Source organism: Nostoc sp. NMS8 (assembly GCF_017115045.1).
GTDB lineage: Bacteria > Cyanobacteriota > Cyanobacteriia > Cyanobacteriales > Nostocaceae > Nostoc.
On the sequence record NZ_JABXKK010000084.1, the window covers coordinates 18808 to 36843 of the forward strand.

Sequence of the window (18036 nt, forward strand, 5' to 3'; positions counted from 1 at the left end):
CTAATCCCTACCTACGCATCATCTAAAGCTGCAATCCCAGGCAACACTTTGCCTTCAAGTAACTCCAAGCTAGCGCCGCCGCCGGTAGAAATGTGGCTCATTTGGTCTGCTAAACCAACTTTTTCCACAGCCGCTACCGAGTCACCGCCGCCGATAATGGTGGTTGTGCCAGTTTTGCTAATTTCAGCGAGGGTATGAGCGATCGCTTCCGTACCTACTGCAAACTTATCAAACTCAAACACACCCATTGGCCCGTTCCAAATTACCGTTTTGGTATCTGCAAGGGCTTCTTGGAAAACTTTTACTGAGTCTGGGCCAATATCCAAACCTATACCATCATCGGGGATGTTCTCAATGCTGACGGTTGTCGCATTAGCATCAGGAGCAAACTTATCTGCTGATACTATATCCGTGGGTAACAAGAAGGTAACGCCCCGTTCCTTAGCCTTAGCTTCCAAAGATTTCGCTAGTTCTAGCTTGTCTTCTTCCACCAACGACTTACCGATATTTAAACCACGGGCTTTGTAGAATGTGAAAATCATTCCACCGCCGATGATCAGCTTGTCGCACTTCTCCAACAGTGTTTCAATCACACCAATTTTGCTGGAAACCTTGGAACCGCCAATAATTGCCGCTAAAGGACGTTGGGGATTTTCAATGGCATTTTGCAGATATTCCAATTCCTTCTCGACTAAATACCCAGCTACAGAAGGGCTGAGGAATTTAGTTACACCTTCAGTAGAAGCATGGGCGCGGTGTGCAGTACCAAAAGCATCATTTACATAAAAATCAGCATTAGCTGCCAATTTTTTCGCAAATTCTGGATCGTTTTTCTCTTCTTCTGGGTAAAAACGGACATTTTCGAGTAACAGCACTTGCCCATTTTGCAACGCGCCAACTTTAGCTGCAACTTCATCACCAATAGAGTCATCAGTTTTAATGACTTCTTGCCCCAGTAACTCCGACAGACGCTTGGCAACGGGAGTTAGGCGTAATTTGTCATCCACACCCTTGGGACGGCCAAAATGGCTGGCGAGAATGACCTTAGCTCCCTTCTGCGTCAAATCTTGGATGGTCGGTAGAGCGGCGCGAATGCGAGTATCGTCGGTAATGTTGCCTTGATCGTCCACAGGCACATTAAAGTCAACCCGCACTAAAGCACGTTTCCCAGAGATATCAGCCGAAGATAAACTTGCTAAACTTTTTTTGGACACACCAAACTCTCCTGATTGCCTTTTTGTTATTGTTTTGAAAGTAGAACCATCAAGATTTTACCGGAGTCAGGGGTACCCAAGTGACAGATATATTTAAGACAGTACTATTTCCTATCGATCAAAGCCGGGAAACGCGGGAAGCTGCTGACGTTGTTACCAACGTAGTCAAAAAGTACAGTAGTCGCTTGGTGCTACTGTCTGTGGTAGAAGAACCGCCTCCAGACGCGCCTAGCGCAGATCCGATGGTGTCGCCAGAGGTAGTTGCCAAACTGCTAGAAAATGCCCAATCTTTATTTTCTGGGCAAGGAATTCAATCTGAAACCCTCGAAAGGCAAGGCAAACCAGCTTTTACGATCTGCGATGTCGCTGATGAAATTGGTGCCGATTTAATCATCATGGGCTGTCGGGGGCTAGGCTTGACTGAAGAGGGAGCGGATGATAGTGTTACCACTCGTGTGATTAACCTTTCGCCTTGTCCAGTATTGATTGTGCCTTAGCAGAGACAATTTTGGATTTTGGATTTTAGATTTTAGATTGATCAATAATTCCTTGATAGTACAGAGCAAGCAGATTTATCTGTGGAATCAATCAAAAATCCCAAACCTAAAATTCCCAAGACCCTAGATTTATTTATGGGGTAAATTCAAAATCCAAAATCTAAATTCTTTCTTTGCGTCCTTCTCCCTTGGCGTTAGTCTGCGGCAAGCCGCTTTGCGTCTACGTTTTTCTTTCTTAGAGGATATTTTAAAAGTCCTATCGTTGGTAGCAAAACGTTATCGATCCCCCCAACCCCCCTTAAAAAGCAGGGCTTTAATTCCGGTTCCCCCCTTTTTAAGGGGGGTTAGGGGGGATCTGAAAGTGTCTCAAGTCACAGTGAAATACTTTTCAAACAACCTCTTATACTCAAATATGCTTTAGCGCATCTTCATACATAATTTGCGTTAGTATCCTAAACCTTTTGATTCTTATCTAATTTTCTGATTCCTCCAAAAACAATTAACCAAACTACTACTACTACCCAGTGAATTAAAACTATTACAAACAAAGAGCCTGTCAGGGTATATGCAGCAGTACATATAATTCCCAAAAATGCAGCTAAAACCAGAAAAACAGGATCGTAAAATGTGGGGATTCCAGCTTTAAAGAAGGTTTTAGCATTCAATGGATGATACAAAACAAATAATAATAAACTAACTATTGCCCACAAAGTCCATCGGAACCAATTGGTTATTTCGCTAGGATGAGGAAGCAAAAAAACGCGAAAAAAGAGTTCTTCAACAATCGCGGGTAAAAATAAACAACGCAATATTAACAAGCATTTATTAATCCAACTTGCAGACCAAATTTGTATATTTACAAATCCAAATTTCCAACCATAGGGTAGGGCAATAATACTATAAATTATCAGCATTACAACTATAACTAACCAATCTTGTAATGTCGGAACTGCTAAGGACGCTAAAACGCGATTTAAAATAATTGAAAGTGGTGAAATATCGGTAAAAAGAATCTTAATTTGTCCCAAAAGTATTGTTGGTGCAATGGGTGTAATATTAGGTTGCCAACCACCTACTTGATTAGTTCGCAAGACTTGCATAATCGCACCATGTTTTAAAAATATTGTGGCGAGATCGTCGTGTGCTTGTTTTGGCATTATTGTTCGCCATGTTGTCAAACCAGCCCAAATACTCCGATCTTCAAATGGTTGCGTCGTTTTTCCTATGCCCGTACCTGCGAGTATACCTGCTTGACTTTGCCAATCAGCGCGAACTATACCCAAGGGTGCTAATTGTTGTTCTAAAGATTTACCTAATTCAACTAGCTGCTGAAAGCGTAATGTTTGTGGGTGATTGGGGTTAGCACGTACCCAAGTTTGAATTTGAGGAGTTGTAGTAACTTGGTTTTTAATTGCCAGTATCGCCGCATAAAGTGCTTGGCTTGCGTCTTGGACACATGAAGTAGCAGGTGATACCATTGCGCCACCAGTTCCATCACCAACCCGATAACGTGCCATTGTTACCTGTAATTGTTGCTGGAATTCTTTTAAAGGCGAAAGTTTAATCCCATCAAAATCATAATCTTGCGTTACTGGGTCGAATTTGATGAGAATATCTGATACTGGACGTGTTGCCAGCCAACCACGTTGTAAATTACCCATATAATCAGCCCATGTATGCGTTCCAGCAATAATTCCATCAGGGTTATGGGCATAAATTTGGTGGTATTTAGTCTCGAAGCGTAATTCTTTAGTAAACTCGTCACGGATAACTTCTGCGATTCCAAAAGCAAAATGTCCGGTGATAGTATAAGGGACTCCAACTGGTTCAGCTTTACGTCCGCCAATTCCACCAAATAGGTGTAAGACAATAGCTTTATTGCCTTCTTGCCATTTTGATATAGATTGATTATGTGAATTTTGTGTTTCTACAGGTTTTAATAATACGGTATTGAATTTACCTTTATTTTTCTCGGTATTTTGCCAATTTACCTCTTGGATGTAATTTAGCCCTAATTTCTCACCAGTAATAATTTGACGGGGTTGAATTTGAACTAGAGAACGAGGTGCAAGGGCGCTGACTGTAAATATGCCCTTTGCATCGGCAGCGCCATAAATATACCATCCAGCCTCACCCGCAGGTGATTGTTCGATTTGCTGCGAACTTGAAGGAGCAAAATTTCGTGTATCTATTACTTGTTGGGGAATACGAATAGTTTCTTCAACACCATCAAACTTATTTGAACTAGGGTTATAATGCTTTACCAGAAAATAATCACTATACTGCTTTTCTTTGGGAATTAAAATAGTTTTGGAGCTAGATTGTATCGGTTTAATTATTTTTACTAGCGCATAAAATCTACCAGTTGCTAAAATAGGTTCACGTTCAATTTGCAAAATAGATTTTTCTTGACTTGCATCAATGATTGTACTTGCATTTAAAGCAACGATTGTTTCATCAACAGGATTTGCACCAGCCAAAGAGCGTAAAATTCCTACCTGACGAACTCCATTTAGTCGAAAAGGATGAATGTTTCCTTGCTTTTGACTTTTAATCACTTCTGAAGTGAAATTTATATCTCGCGTTACTGCTCGATCCAAAGCAAGTAAATCTTTATTCTTTTTCCACTCCAAACGTACAATTTTACCTACCAAATTTTGTGCTGTAGGTGGTGCATATTGCACTTCCATCCATACCCAATCTAAACCATCTTGTAATTGCTGTTTGGTTGGTAAAATTAACCTTCCCACCCAATCGCCAATAGGTTTATAAAGGTTTGTAGATGGAATTTTGCTAATGGGATAAAAACCAGATTGATTAGAATTTTGTCGAATATGAATCGCGTAATTGCTCTCTTGCTGTACTAACTGGGGTTGTCTTGAGGAAAGTTGCCATATCACAATTACTGCGATGAACGCTAGCGGTAAGAATTTCGTAAATAGTAGCTTTGCTTTCCGACTCAATCCACGCCAAATCATATATTATCAACAACTAAAACTTGCTGATAATCTTACTCCAAATATATTGTTTTGAGTCTCTGCCGTAAAGGACTTCCAAATAAAAAGACTCAACTAATTCTTGTAGGGTGGGCGACACGAGAGCCGAGTAACCAAACGTGAGTTCGACTGGTCATATCATGTCCACCCAAAAGACCTCTCCCTGGTTTTACTACGCAAAACCTGTCCCTCTCCGACTTGGAGAGGGACAGACTTGAACTTTAGTTCAAGGCAGGGAGAGGTCTGTCGAACTCACGTTAACCAAAGGCGCTCATGTTGCCCACCCTACAAGATTGAATAATTTATTTCTTGGAAGTCTCTAATCCAGGACTATTTCATCCTAAATATAGGCGATATATCAATACGCTTGGGTTTTTGAGACGCGATAAGTCGCCGTCTCTACAAGTGTTTTGGGCGATATATGACAATACGCTTGGGTTAAGGGTTATTTGTGTAAAGGGTCTATTGAAGACGCGATAAATCGGCGTCTCTACATTCTTTTTCACGAAATGTCTAATGACAAACAGAAAGTTCTGAGCGTCGGAAATCGGCGCTCAGAACTTTGGAGACAAACTTGGCGTGTGAACATGCAGTATTTATTTGCCTAACAGCTTAAAAGCGATAGTTGCGATCGCGCACCCACATACTAACTGGCACTGCTTTACCTTGTGGATCGACTTTCGCCTTGACCACAATAGGGGGTACTTGTCCTCTGCGGGCGCGTTGGGCTTGTAAGTCGTTCCGAATCTGCTGCCGTTGGTTTTCTGGGATGTAATATGTTTCCAAGCCGTAGTTAACAGAGCCATCCTGATAAACACCTTTTAAGGCTACTTGGTTGGCTCTAAGAGTTGTGGGGCGATCGCTACTTACTCGTAATGGTCTCCAAGCTCTCGGAACACCATTACCAGAGGATAGTTGCTCTTGCAAAGTCACGTAGATATTGGTTCCGTCAGGCAATCTTCTGCCACTTCCACGACCTTTGCTGACTAGTGTTTGCCAGCCAGGTAGTCTACTTAAAGTTGATGTACGGGATATGTTGTAATCTAAGGCTAAGGTGTTACCTTCTAGCACATTGTTAGGGTCTACAGGTACGGTTTGCAAAATCACCGTCTTACCTGTTACGTCTGTATAAACCGCTTGGGCTGGTACTGCCATAATTAACCCTGTTTGCAGCGCCAGGGGAGCTAGTAACCGCCAAAAAGGTAAGGGCTTATTCGATTTTTGTTCAGTTGCAATCAAGTAATCCCGAAAAGTCACCTTATTAGAAAATTCGGCTTCAGGAGACAAGGGCTTATTCTTAGATTCAGAAGAAGTATTAGTCATGAGCGTAGTCCTAAAAAGCAGAGGTCTTGAGGAGTTCAAAAGTAACGAGATTAGGACTGACGCAGAGAAACTTTAAAAATTTTGACGCACAGAGATTTCAGAATTTTGGATTTTAGATTTTAGATTTTAGATTTTTTATTCAATCCAAAATTTAAAATTCAAAATCTAAAATTTGCCCTACTTTTTACTTGTAGAGCTACCACCAGGTAGGCGGCGTTCAAACCAGAGTCCAGCGCTAATTAAAGCAGAACCGCACAGGATATAGACTAGCGACTTAAAAAGTAAGTCGGTGTCGTACTCTTGCACGCGACTGATAATTTGCAGTGTTACTAACAGCATACCGCCCCAAAAGGAACTTCTGTTGCTTAATTTCAATCCTTCTTGAATTAGTCCCCAGGCTAATGTTGCAAGAAGTACATTGAAAATAAAAATGCCAAGTTCATCAATCCGGCTGATAGTTTGATGCCAAAAAGGTACTATTGCAATAAAGACAAGAAATGTACTAATAACAGCAGTCGTGAAAATCACTTCGCGGCGCGGAGGGTTATTTCTTTGGCGCAGTAGAAACAACCATTGCAATACCGCCAAGCCGCTGAGAATCCCCAAATCGATAATCGGTAGAGACTCGAATAAGTTTGTCAAATTCGTTGGCTGATTAAAAGTATAATCAGGAGATTCCCATACCCAACGAAAAGACAGAACATAAAAGACGATGCCGAAGCTTACCAACGCTAAATTACGGGCTAGAGATTGAAACAATCTATAATTTATGGTTGGAAACAGTAAATCATCATAACTCCAGAATAATGCAGATGGGAGTGCAAAAGCAAAAGATGCCACCCAAGGGGCTATATCAGCATAATTTAGCAGTGGCAGAGGATTAAGGTTAGCTTGTAAGGAACTAGCAAAGACAAAGGCTGCTAGACCAAAAATCCAACGCGATCGACAGAAGTAGGCTAAGGGTACAAATACTAGCCATGCCAACAAAGGTAGATGCTGTACTACTAGCCGCGACCAAGTTAACTCACCTGAAGCGTACCATAAGTCTTCTAGTCCAGTCCAGTAGCCAATTTCTACGAGGACAATTGACAGAATTCCTAAAGAATTTAAGGACAAGCTGAAGGCCATGACAACAACACCGAATCCCCAGGCGAGAAACAGCTGGGAAGCTGAACCAACGATGTTGAACATCTGGGCCATCAGGAGTAAATTTGCACCGAAGATGAATGCGCTTAAAATTAGTAACCCCTCTCCCAGTAGGCGTTTGCTTCGTTCTGGTTTCTTTCCTTCAGGTGGTCTCCAACTGTAAAATCCAGTAATTGCGATCGCAAAAAACAAACTCATCATCAAAATAATTTTGATTTCTCGCGATCCTCCTTGCCAGTTTCCTGATACAAAGGTAATTATGCCTAAGCATAATAGTATGCTGCCGATAGCAATTGCGATCGCTTTGTTGCGATCGCGTGCAGCAGCTTCCAGGTTTTTAAATTGATAACGTTCTGCTATCTGTTCATACTGCGAAGAACTAATTAATCCTTCATCCCTCCATAGTTGTGCTTGTTTGCGTAATTTTTCCTGAAAACTATCTAAGAACATGACCTTCTCCGGTGCAGTGGGGTAGCTTGGCCATTGCGATCCCAATGGCGGTCATTATATTTTGAGTATGAAGCCAAAAGCCTTAATTACATTGTTCTTGTGTAACAGTTTGATTTTGATTCAGATACAACGTACTTCTATTAATTCATAATTCATAATTTACATGGAAAAACCTTCTAATTTATTACTTAAAGTCTCGCGGCGTTTGTTCGCTAATCTCGATGATCAAGAAAAATTTATCGAGGCTTTAATGAATCCTCAACCTTTTTCACCTAGTATTCTTTGGTGTCAAGAAAAGCCAGAAATCTCGCCTTTGGCAGTAGAAACACCAACCTCTTGGCAACCACAATTTATAGATCGCTTATCTCTGGGAGAAAAACCTGGTAAGCATCCCTTACATGAAAAAGGATATTTCTATTGTTTAGATTTTTCTTCGGTGTTTGCAGCTACTACTTTCTTAGCTATTTCTCAGTCAGTGTATGTAGTTTTTGATATGTGTGCCGCACCAGGAGGTAAAAGTATCTTTGCGTGGAGAGCTTTAGAACCTGAATTACTCATCAGTAATGAAGTTATTGGCAAACGTCTGGGAATGCTAATTTCTAATTTGAAGCGTTGCCAAATTAATCCTAGTGCAGTGGTTAATAGAGATTCGAGTATATTTGCTGAAATGTTCCCCAACTCTAGCAATTTAGTAATCGTAGATGCTCCTTGCACCGGACAATCTTTACTTGCTAAAGGCGAAAAAGCACCTGGATGTTTTCACCCAACTGCTATTAACAAGAGTGCAAATCGACAAAAGCGGATTATAGCTAACTCTGCTAAACTGGTTTCACCCCAAGGCTATCTTGCGTATATGACTTGTACATATTCTCCCGAAGAAAACGAGCAAGTTTGTGAATGGTTTTTAGAACGCTTCCCCCATTTTGAAGCGATAGAAATTAGCCTTTTAGGTCAATATCAATCGCATTTAACTACGATGCCTTGTTATCGGATGTTTCCTCAAGATAGGTTAGGTGCTGGTGCATTTACAGTCTTGTTTAAAAATACTAATGAGGATGAAGAAGAGCCAAAAAAAGCAGATTTAAATACAATATCTTCGCTGTATATCTACCAAAATATTAAGAAATCAAGTTATACCAATTTAATGTGAAGTTGCAGATATCTTGATCCTCCTAAATCCCCCTTAAAAAGGGGGACTTTGATAGACGTTTTTCCAGTTCCCCCCTTTTTAAGGGGAGCCAGCGCGGTCTTCTCTACGAGACGCTGCGCGATGGGGGTTCCCCCCGTTGAAGCAACTGGCTCCCCAAGAGCGACTGGCGTGGGCTAGGGGGGATCGAATTCTATGCAGCTTCATAAAGAATTGGTATTAGCTACAAAAATACGTGTTCCTCAGCGCGCTCAGATACCCACTCAAAATCTGCTACACTATCTTTCAGTTGGCGCTGTCGCAAAATCTCAACTCCCGCGACTGTCGCCACTCCCAAAATTCTCTTGATAAATCCAATACCTAAAGTTGCGATCGCCTTTTCAATTTAATCATTCCATCTCAGAACCGAGTTAAGAGCCTGATAACTCTAAACTTTGTCGAAAAGAGACGATCGCTTCATTCAACGCTACCATATCAATTAAAAATGCATCATGCCCGTGGGTTGACTTCAACCACGCCAGTTGAGCATTAGGGATTAAATTTGCCAATTCTTGTTGTTCAACTGGAGGATAGAGGATGTCAGAATCAATGGCGACAACTAAAGTCGGTTGCTGGATGCTTTGCAAAACAGATTCATAATTTGATAAATTGGCAGATGTGCGATCGCGTGCAATATCGTGGCGATCCATTACGTTGGTCAGGGTAATGTAAGTATTGGCATCGAATCGTTCTGTGAGCTTTTGACCTTGATGCTGTAAATAACTGGCTATAGCAAACTGCTCAGATGCATCATACTCCCGTCCAAAGCGGTTTGTAAAACTATCCCAAGAACGGTAAGTAGACATGGCCATCATCCGCGCCACTGCTAATCCCTGATTTGGGGCTGCATCCAGAGTATAGTTGCCTCCTTTCCAGTTTGGATCGACATAAATTGCCTGTCTTTGGGCTTCACTTAATCCAATACACCAAGCTGAATGCCTGCCAGAAACAGCAATAGATGCGATCGCTTTCACTTTTTGGGGATACAATAATGCCCACTCTAATGCTTGCATTCCACCAAGCGAACCGCCAATTACAAACCGCAGAGATTGAACACCCAAGTATTCTAGTAGTACAGCTTGCAGGTGAACTATATCTCGGATTGTAATCTCAGGGAAGGATACACCATAATGCTTCCCGGTTATGGGGTTGATAGTAGTTGGCCCAGTTGTACCGTAACAACTTCCCAAAATATTGCTGCACACAATAAAATCGCGTTCTAGATTAAAAGCTTTCCCTGAACCAAACAAAGATTCCCACCAATCATCAGCGTCAGCCGAACCAGTTAAAGCATGACAAATCAGTACTCCATTATCGCCTTGAGCATTTAACTGGCCCCAGGTGCGATAAGCAACCTGAACCCCAGTTAATGTTTCGCCCCCTTCTAGTTGAAATGGCACCGTCAACTGGTAAAACTGGGTTTGCGGTGAGATGAAGTCTGAGTAGATCATATCTATCGGTGAGTGAGGAGAAATCAATTAAAAATTAAAAATTAAAAATTGAATAAAAAGACTGGGAGAGCAGGGAGAAGAATTTTCTCCTCCGCCCCCCGCACCCTGCCCCTCTGCCTCTTTTCAATTCCCAATTTATTGAAAACTAAATCCTAACTTGCCGAAATGCCTGCTGAAAATCCTCTTTGATATCGTCGATATGTTCAATTCCCACTGATACTCGCACTAAATCGGGTGTCACTCCTGCTGAAAGCTGTTCATCATCACTTAGCTGTTGATGGGTTGTTGAAGCAGGATGAATAACGAGAGTTTTCGCATCACCAACATTTGCTAAATGACTCGCCAGTTTTACATGATTAATAAAAGTTTTACCTGCCTCCAGTCCACCTTTGATGCCAAAATTTAAAACTCCCCCAAAGCCATGTCGGAGATATTTTTTCGCTCGTTCATGATACGGATGATTAGCAAGTCCGGGATAATTAACCCAAGAGACTTGCTCTTGTTGCTCTAACCACTGAGCCAATTCTAAAGCATTACTCACATGACGATCTACACGTAAGGAAAGAGTCTCTAATCCTTGCAGTAACAAAAAGGCGTTAAATGGACTCAAGGATGGGCCAAAATCTCGTAACCCTTCAACTCTGGCGCGAATAATAAAGGCAATGTTGCCAAAGGAACCATTAGGGCCAAAAACTTCTTGAAAATTTAGCCCATGATAGCCGGGTGCTGGCTCAGTAAATAGAGGGAATTTGCCGTTACCCCAGTCAAATTTACCCGAATCAACAATTACGCCACCAATGGAAGTACCATGCCCACCAATCCATTTAGTTGCAGATTCTACTACAATGTCTGCACCATATTCAATTGGTCGAGCTAAATACCCACCAGCCCCGAAGGTATTATCCACAATTAAAGGTATACCGTTTTCGTGGGCAATGTGAGCTAAAGCTGCAAAGTCGGGAATGTTGAATTGAGGATTGCCAATGCTTTCAACATATAACGCTTTCGTGCGATCGTCGATCGCCTGACGGAAACTTTCTGGCTCATCTCCATCAACAAATTTGACATTAATACCCAAACGTGGTAGGGATACTTTAAACTGGTTGTATGTTCCCCCATACAAGAAACTAGTGGAAACAATATTATCCCCAGCCTGAGCGATGGTACTGATTGCCAAGAATTGTGCCGCCTGACCACTGGCGGTTGCTAGTGCTGCTACACCCCCTTCTAAGGCAGCAATCCGCTTTTCAAATACATCCGTCGTCGGGTTCATGATTCGGGTGTAAATGTTACCAAATTCCTGGAGAGCAAATAACCGCGCTCCGTGGTCGGCGTCATTAAAAACGTAGGAAGTCGTTTGGTAAATTGGTACAGCGCGAGCATTCGTTCCAGGAGCCGGCTCTTGTCCAGCATGAACTTGCAGAGTTTCAAAACGATATTGTTCAGACATAAGCAGTTATTTGAGTTTCCAATTATACAAACAAGTATTTAAGAAGGCAGGGCTGCCAAATCAGTCGGGGATTTGACCTCGACTGATTTGGCAGCCCTGAACTACCGTACCCTGCGGGAAGCTAACACAACAGTGGGGGTCTTAAACCCTTGCGCTATCTGTTTCCTGCCTTCCTAGATAATACTAATTGAGTGTTGTGTTGGATTAATCAACGGTAATTTGCAAGGCTTACCGTATTTTAGCTGGTCACGCTCAGGATTCCCCGTCCATAACATAACAAGTTGGGTGGTGGGAATTAAAGACACTGCTACGTTGCCTTTGAATCTAAAACTTTTTGTTAAAGAGCAAATCTAGGCGATAACTTTATCTGGAAATAGAAAATATTGATCTCTGCTTTAGATGACATTTTCAGCTTTCAGCTAAGATTGATGGTTAGTTTTCACTCTTACTATCTATGCCTCGAAACCACAACAGCAATTCCCGAAGATTGCCCAAAATTAAAACCACGATTGTCTACATCTTTGGTATCATTACTGTTTTAGTCCTAGCCTTTCCTTGGCTGTACGAAATTAAAACCAAGGCTGGGATTGACATATCACCTGGACGCCACGCTGGAACCTTTTTTGAAAAACATACTTACGGACTTTTCAAGTGTGAGTGGCTTTATCCTTATCATTGCGATCGCCCCAAAGGTTAACTAAGGGAATTAAACCTTGCATACCAAGCAAGAGTATTAATTAATACTTCATAACCATTATCTTAGGTTTCATTGATGTTTTGCTTCCGCAAGACTAGCCAAACCGAGAGCAGAGCGATCGCTACACCAGCGCTAATAAAACAATAAATGTAGCCGAAGTTATCTACAATTCTACCGAATACTGCTGCACCGATTCCTTGTCCGACAAACAGGTTGAAGGCGAACAACGAAACAGCAGTACCTCGTGCTTCGGGGGCTAGCTCAGTGGCTTGGGTTTGGAGAGTGCTGTGCATCATATAAAAGCCCAATCCCATTAAAAGAGTCGACGGGATAAAAAATATCCAATTCTGGAAGAATGCGATCGCTAAGAAGCTGATACACATTAAACCTCCTCCCACGCCCACTAAACCAATTTCACCCAGTCGCCTGACTAACCATTTCACTGAGCGACTGTAAATTAGTCCACCTAATCCAAAACTACTGAGCATAAACCCGATCGTTACATAACTGAGACTATAGCGATCGCGCAGAAATGCCCCAGCGTAAGCAAATGCCCCAAATAGGCAAAAGCCTTCCACAAACACCCCGACAATCACAGTCTGGGCGATTGGTTGGATCAATAGTTGGTAATAAGGTCGAAATGTTATCCTACCCTGACCTTGGGAACGTTGGCTATCAGGCAGATGGCGCGTCTCACGCCATAGAAGTCCAGCAATAACAAGGGAGACGATCCCAAATAAGAGAAAGATATCACGCCAGCCGATATATTCTCCAAAGATGCCGCCCAAACTACCACCAAGAATTTGACCTAGTACTAAGGCACTTAAATACTTGCCGATCGCAGCTTGACGTTCTTCATAAGGAAAATTGTCACCGATATAAGCTAAGGTGACGGGGATTACCCCAGCAGCCGCCATCCCGGTGAGAAACCGCAGCAAGGTAAGTAAGACAATATTTGACACAAAAGCACAAACAGCCGTACCTACAGCAAATGCCGCCAATGCTACTGTAATTACCTGAAGTCTGCCAATGCGATCGCCTAGTGGCCCATAAACTAATTGAAATAGCCCGTAGGGAATCGTATATGCCGAGATAATCACCGCAGCAACGCCAACACCGACTTTAAAATCGTCAGCAATGATGTGCAGCAGGGGGTCAATTACCCGTGCATCGGCAATCACCATAAAGGCAGCAGCGCCCAACAGTCCTAATGAGACAGGTGTTTTTCCTGCTATATCCTTTGCTGATCTGTCCACTTTTTATAAAGACTTTGTTTTAGGGATTTATTGTATGTCATTTATGCTTGAAGACAAAATAATAAAATAGAGCGAATGCTTAACTGAACCGTATTGCACTAAAGCCAATTATGTCTTGATAATTATTATCGGCTAACCACACCTCCCAAGTAATCATGTTCTATTTTCCAACCATAGAACTGTTATAGTACCTATTCCATAAGCAATAATATCTTTCCAATCAAATACACTTCCTAAGGCAACAGCCAAAATATTATATTTTTGCAATCCTAAAATATTTACAAAATTAAAATATTGAAGAATTTCTATAGTACAAGAAAATGCAAAAACTGATAAGGCGGCGATGGAGGAGTGTATATTTGAAAAGGTTCTGACAAAGCAATAAATTAGGATAACTACTAAAACATCACCAATAAAAGGACGGATAAAACTCTCATTTACAAAAACCGCAATACATACCTCTATTAAAAATAGTATAGCCGTCAAGTAGAAATATTTTTTATTGAAGATCAGCATAGCAATCAATAGCTGTTAAAAAATACCTATTTGACTATAACTCTCTTCATTTTTTTTGGATAAACTCTGTACTGAACTGTATTACAGTAGGGAAGGGGTTGGCTTGTTGTTCAACCCCAGAATGCTCAAAGCTGAATAGTTTTTGCCGACTGGTTAAATAACAAATCTCGTGATTTATCTGGATCGAGCGCTTGAGTTTTCAAGGCTTCGGCTTTCTCGTAGGCGCGAATTGTTGCCGGACGGGCTTTAATTGTCTCAAACCAGCGCTTGACGTGAGGAAAATCCTCTAGATTTTGACTTTGGCGTTCATGAGACACAATCCAGGGATAGGCGGCAATATCGGCGATGGAATAATCGCCAGCGACAAATTCTCTATCTGCTAATTGCTTATTCAGTACTGCATATAAGCGTCCTGTCTCATTCACGTAGCGGTTAATGGCATATTCAATCTTTTCGGGAGCATAGCCGCTAAAGTGATGATTTTGTCCCGCCATTGGCCCTAGTCCTGCCATTTGCCAGAACAACCATTCTAAAACTTGAGTGCGATGACGTATATCTTGGGGAATTAATTTCCCAGTTTTGTCTGCCAAATATAGCAAGATTGCCCCCGACTCAAATACCGAAATTGGCGCACCTCCATCGGCTGGTTCGTGGTCAACGATCGCCGGAATACGATTGTTAGGAGCAATCTTCAAAAATTCTGGCTTAAATTGATCCCCAGCCCCAATATTCACAGGAATTATGGTATAAGGTAAGCCGACTTCTTCCAAGAAAATCGTAATTTTATGACCGTTAGGGGTTGTCCAATAGTAAAGTTCAATCATGATTATTTCTCCTAAAATTATCCAATTTTTTTGTAGGTTAATAGTGCCTAAGAGACATCTCTTGATGTAGAGAGCGTCATTACGAATTAGATTGTGGTGATTTAGCGATCGCAGCCCAAACTCTATGATGAACTTCAAGAATCTGTGTAGGATATCTTGCTTCGAGTAACGTCGCCAATTCCTGGTCAAATACTTCTACCTTTTCTGGTGTCAAGCTGGCTCCCACACCGGCACTAGCACGAATTCGTCCCCGCCAAGCGACCTGTGTATAAGGTACAAATACATCGTAAGAAAATGTGCGGATTTCTCTAAATCCTCCTTCGCCAATATCTTGTAACCACAGGGGATGCAAGCCATTACCGCCGCCCATATTCCAGGCGGGATTATGAGCCTCGATCAGTTGTTCTGTGGCTTCAACGACATTACCTTTTAAAGGTATCCAATCAAAATGAGCGATCGCGATCGAGCCATTTCTTCTCAATATGCGAGTAATTTCCTGGACGGCACGCGGACGATTAAACCAATGCCAACACTGTCCAGCCGTGACTACATCAGCACTGGCATCTGGTAACTCGGTATTCTCAGCAGTTGCGACTCGATAATCTACTTGGAGTTGGATAGATTCGCTTAACTGTCTGGCTTGTTCTAAAAGTGACACTGATGGGTCGATGCCGATTACATAAGCACCTCTATCAGCAAAGCCCCGCGCTAGCGTTCCTGTTCCTGTACCAAGGTCAACAATGTTTTGCCCTGGTAAACCTATACCATATTCAGACAGTTTGTTAAATAATGAACTGGGAAAGCCAGCGCGGTGTTTTGCATAATCAGTAGCAGTTGCACCAAAATCAATTTTCATAGCTGCAAAACTATTTTTGTAACAATTGTCTAGGCTAGAAGTTCTCTACCCACGGACGTAGTTCTACTTCATAAGTCCAAGCACTGCGGGGTTGGTTGAGGATATTGAGATAAGTTTGAGCGATCGCATCCGGGTCAAGAGTACTATCAGGATTATCTGCTGGATCTTGGCGAACTCCTGAACGGATTCCACCATCAATCACGAAATGCGCTACGTGGATATTCTTTGGTGCTAATTCTCTAGCAATACTCTGAGCCAAACCGCGCAGTGCAAATTTACCCATTGCAAAGGGAGCAGACAACGGATAACCCTTAACACTGGCTGAGGCTCCAGTAAAAAATATAGCACCACCGCCAAGTTGCAAAAACCTTTTGGTAGCAGCTTGGGCTACAAGAAAGCCACCATAAGCAGTAATATCTAGGGTTTTTGCCACTTCACCAGGGTCTAGATCGACCAGAGGCCCCCGCACCCGAAAACTGGGATTGTAAACGACAACATTCGGGGAACCGACTTTTTGATCGATATCAATAAATAACTGTTCTACTTCATCCGGCTTTGAGGCATCAGCAGCGAAACTAACTGCCCCAATTTCACTGCTCAATTGAGTGAGTTTTTCAATTTGGCGAGCTGCTAAAGCTACGGTAAATCCTTCTTTGGCAAATAGGCGAGCTAAGGAAGCGCTCAATCCATTACCTGCACCGACAATTAAAGCTGTTGTTGCCATAAATTTAATTCTCCATAACTGAAGATAAGTGTGAATTGCCCTTAGTGGGACTTTGACCAATTTGCAGTACACCAACTGCGGCAATCAGACAGAGAACGCCTGATAAAATAAACGCTTGTAAATAACTACCCGTCCAAGTTCTCAAGACTCCGGCTCCGAATGCTGCTGTGGCTGCACCAAGCTGGTGTCCGGCGACAATCCAACCGAACATCACGCCGACATTTTCTTTACCGAAGATGTTCGCAACCAGACGGACTGTTGGTGGTACGGTAGCAATCCAATCAAGTCCGTAGAAGACGGCGAAAATGGAAAGCCCATAGAAGGAGAAGTTGAAACTGAAGGGCAAGAAAATCAAAGACAAACCCCGCAGTCCGTAGTACCAGCACAATAAGTAGCGATTGTTCCATCGGTCAGATAGCCAACCGGACATAGTAGTTCCGAAAAAATCGAATAGTCCCATGATTGCTAAAAGACCCGCCGCCTTGACTTCCGGGATACCGTGGTCAATACAAGCAGGAATCAGATGAGTCCCAATTAACCCATTTGTGCTAGCACCACAGATAAAAAAGCTACCAAATAACAGCCAGAAGTCACGCTTACGCATTCCCAGCCAGAGGGCGTTGAGAGTGGAGGCGATAGAATTGACTTTGGGCTGTGATACTTCTACGGTTTCGCTGTTGTCGCCAAAGGGTCGCAAACCAACATCCGCTGGGCGATCGCGCATGAAGGCTGCGATCGCTGGAATAATTAAAAGTGCTGCACCACTAAGACCTAGAGCCGCAATTCGCCACCCAAAGCGATCGGTAACTGAAGCCAGCATGGGTAAAAACACCAGTTGCCCCGTAGCTGTACTGGCGGTTAAGATGCCCAGAACTAGACCCCGCTTTTCCAAAAACCAGCGATTGACGACAATAGCACCCAAAACTAGAGCGATAACTCCGCTACCAGAACCGACTACTACACCCCACAGCAAGACTAGCTGCCAAGACGCTGACATCAAAGTGGTTAAACCGACACCAAGGGCAATGATAGCAAGCGAAAACACCATCATCCGCCGAATGCCGATCCGCTCCATAACGGTGGCAGCAAAAGGGCCAATTAATCCATAGAGTACCAAATTAATGGAGATTGCCAAAGATATAGTTGCTCGACTCCAGCCGAACTCCTGTTCGAGAGGCACTATAAAAACTCCAGGAGCAGAGCGAATTCCGGCTGCCACCAGCAAGGCTAAAAATGTTAAACCTGCAACGATCCAGCCATAGTGGAACGAACGACGCGCGAGGAAGGAGGGTAAGGACATAGTTGAGGAGGGGGGAGTCGGGGAGATGAGGGAGCAGGGGGAGATGGGGGAGCAGGGGAGGCAGGGGGAGCAGGTTTAAAGACTCGTCGGCGAGTATCAAAGACTCATTCACGAGTATCAAAGACTCGTTGGCGAGTATCAAAGACTCAT

Annotated in this window: 15 protein-coding genes; 3 read left to right on the forward strand and 12 right to left on the reverse strand. The window is 42.7% G+C overall.

All coding sequences use genetic code 11. The features are described 5' to 3' along the window. Window positions 1-11 precede the first annotated feature (11 nt). Window positions 12-1214: a phosphoglycerate kinase gene (locus HWQ39_RS15625; protein WP_292846541.1), complete on the reverse strand. Its 1203-nt coding sequence runs from the start codon at window positions 1212-1214 to the stop codon at window positions 12-14. 89 nt (window positions 1215-1303) lie between these two features. Between HWQ39_RS15625 and HWQ39_RS15630 the strand changes: the two genes are divergently transcribed. Next, window positions 1304-1711 (forward strand): universal stress protein, encoded by a 408-nt coding sequence (locus HWQ39_RS15630; protein WP_292846651.1) that lies wholly within the window; start codon window positions 1304-1306, stop codon window positions 1709-1711. Between the two features lie 452 nt (window positions 1712-2163). Here the strand turns inward: HWQ39_RS15630 and HWQ39_RS15635 are convergent, their stop codons facing one another. The 3 genes from HWQ39_RS15635 to HWQ39_RS15645 all read right to left on the reverse strand — a co-directional run bounded on the left by HWQ39_RS15635 (window position 2164) and on the right by HWQ39_RS15645 (window position 7626). Continuing rightward, on the reverse strand, window positions 2164-4689 hold the full coding sequence (locus HWQ39_RS15635; protein ID WP_292846544.1) for a CPBP family glutamic-type intramembrane protease: 2526 nt from the start codon (window positions 4687-4689) through the stop codon (window positions 2164-2166). A gap of 630 nt (window positions 4690-5319) precedes the next feature. Further along, a complete protein-coding gene (locus HWQ39_RS15640) occupies window positions 5320-6030 on the reverse strand; it encodes a GDYXXLXY domain-containing protein (RefSeq protein ID WP_292846547.1) in 711 nt (236 codons plus the stop codon). 177 nt (window positions 6031-6207) lie between these two features. Further along, window positions 6208-7626, reverse strand: a complete 1419-nt coding sequence (locus tag HWQ39_RS15645; RefSeq protein ID WP_292846550.1) for a DUF2157 domain-containing protein — start codon at window positions 7624-7626, stop codon at window positions 6208-6210. A gap of 163 nt (window positions 7627-7789) precedes the next feature. Here HWQ39_RS15645 and HWQ39_RS15650 point away from each other — a divergent pair, with 163 nt between their 5' ends. Next, on the forward strand, window positions 7790-8776 hold the full coding sequence (locus HWQ39_RS15650; protein WP_292846553.1) for an RsmB/NOP family class I SAM-dependent RNA methyltransferase: 987 nt from the start codon (window positions 7790-7792) through the stop codon (window positions 8774-8776). Between the two features lie 407 nt (window positions 8777-9183). Here the strand turns inward: HWQ39_RS15650 and metX are convergent, their stop codons facing one another. After that, a complete protein-coding gene (gene metX, locus HWQ39_RS15655; RefSeq protein WP_292846556.1) occupies window positions 9184-10263 on the reverse strand; it encodes a homoserine O-acetyltransferase in 1080 nt (359 codons plus the stop codon). A gap of 145 nt (window positions 10264-10408) precedes the next feature. Beyond that, complete coding sequence (locus HWQ39_RS15660; protein ID WP_292846559.1) at window positions 10409-11713, reverse strand: O-acetylhomoserine aminocarboxypropyltransferase/cysteine synthase family protein; 1305 nt, start codon at window positions 11711-11713, stop codon at window positions 10409-10411. Window positions 11714-12167: 454 nt separating this feature from the next. On the opposite strand from HWQ39_RS15660, the gene HWQ39_RS15665 reads away from it, so the two are divergent. Further along, entirely contained in the window at window positions 12168-12410 is a 243-nt protein-coding gene (locus HWQ39_RS15665; RefSeq protein ID WP_292846562.1) for a hypothetical protein, read from the forward strand. A 62-nt stretch (window positions 12411-12472) separates the two neighbouring features. On the opposite strand, the gene HWQ39_RS15670 is transcribed toward HWQ39_RS15665, so the two are convergent. From HWQ39_RS15670 to HWQ39_RS15695, 6 genes are all read right to left on the reverse strand, one after another. After that, entirely contained in the window at window positions 12473-13666 is a 1194-nt protein-coding gene (locus tag HWQ39_RS15670) for an MFS transporter (RefSeq protein WP_292846565.1), read from the reverse strand. Between the two features lie 153 nt (window positions 13667-13819). Beyond that, window positions 13820-14152, reverse strand: coding sequence for a DUF2809 domain-containing protein (locus tag HWQ39_RS15675; RefSeq protein WP_292846568.1), 333 nt, complete (start codon window positions 14150-14152; stop codon window positions 13820-13822). Between the two features lie 155 nt (window positions 14153-14307). Continuing rightward, the gene (locus HWQ39_RS15680; protein WP_292846571.1) at window positions 14308-15006 is read right to left on the reverse strand and encodes a glutathione binding-like protein; all 699 of its coding nucleotides are present in this window, start codon (window positions 15004-15006) and stop codon (window positions 14308-14310) included. A 79-nt stretch (window positions 15007-15085) separates the two neighbouring features. Next, entirely contained in the window at window positions 15086-15862 is a 777-nt protein-coding gene (locus HWQ39_RS15685) for a class I SAM-dependent methyltransferase (protein WP_292846574.1), read from the reverse strand. A gap of 34 nt (window positions 15863-15896) precedes the next feature. Beyond that, window positions 15897-16586 carry an SDR family NAD(P)-dependent oxidoreductase gene (locus tag HWQ39_RS15690; RefSeq protein ID WP_292846577.1) on the reverse strand — a complete coding sequence of 230 codons (690 nt, stop codon included), beginning with the start codon at window positions 16584-16586 and terminating at the stop codon, window positions 15897-15899. A 4-nt stretch (window positions 16587-16590) separates the two neighbouring features. Further along, window positions 16591-17886 (reverse strand): MFS transporter, encoded by a 1296-nt coding sequence (locus tag HWQ39_RS15695; RefSeq protein WP_292846580.1) that lies wholly within the window; start codon window positions 17884-17886, stop codon window positions 16591-16593. Between the last annotated feature and the right edge of the window lie 150 nt (window positions 17887-18036).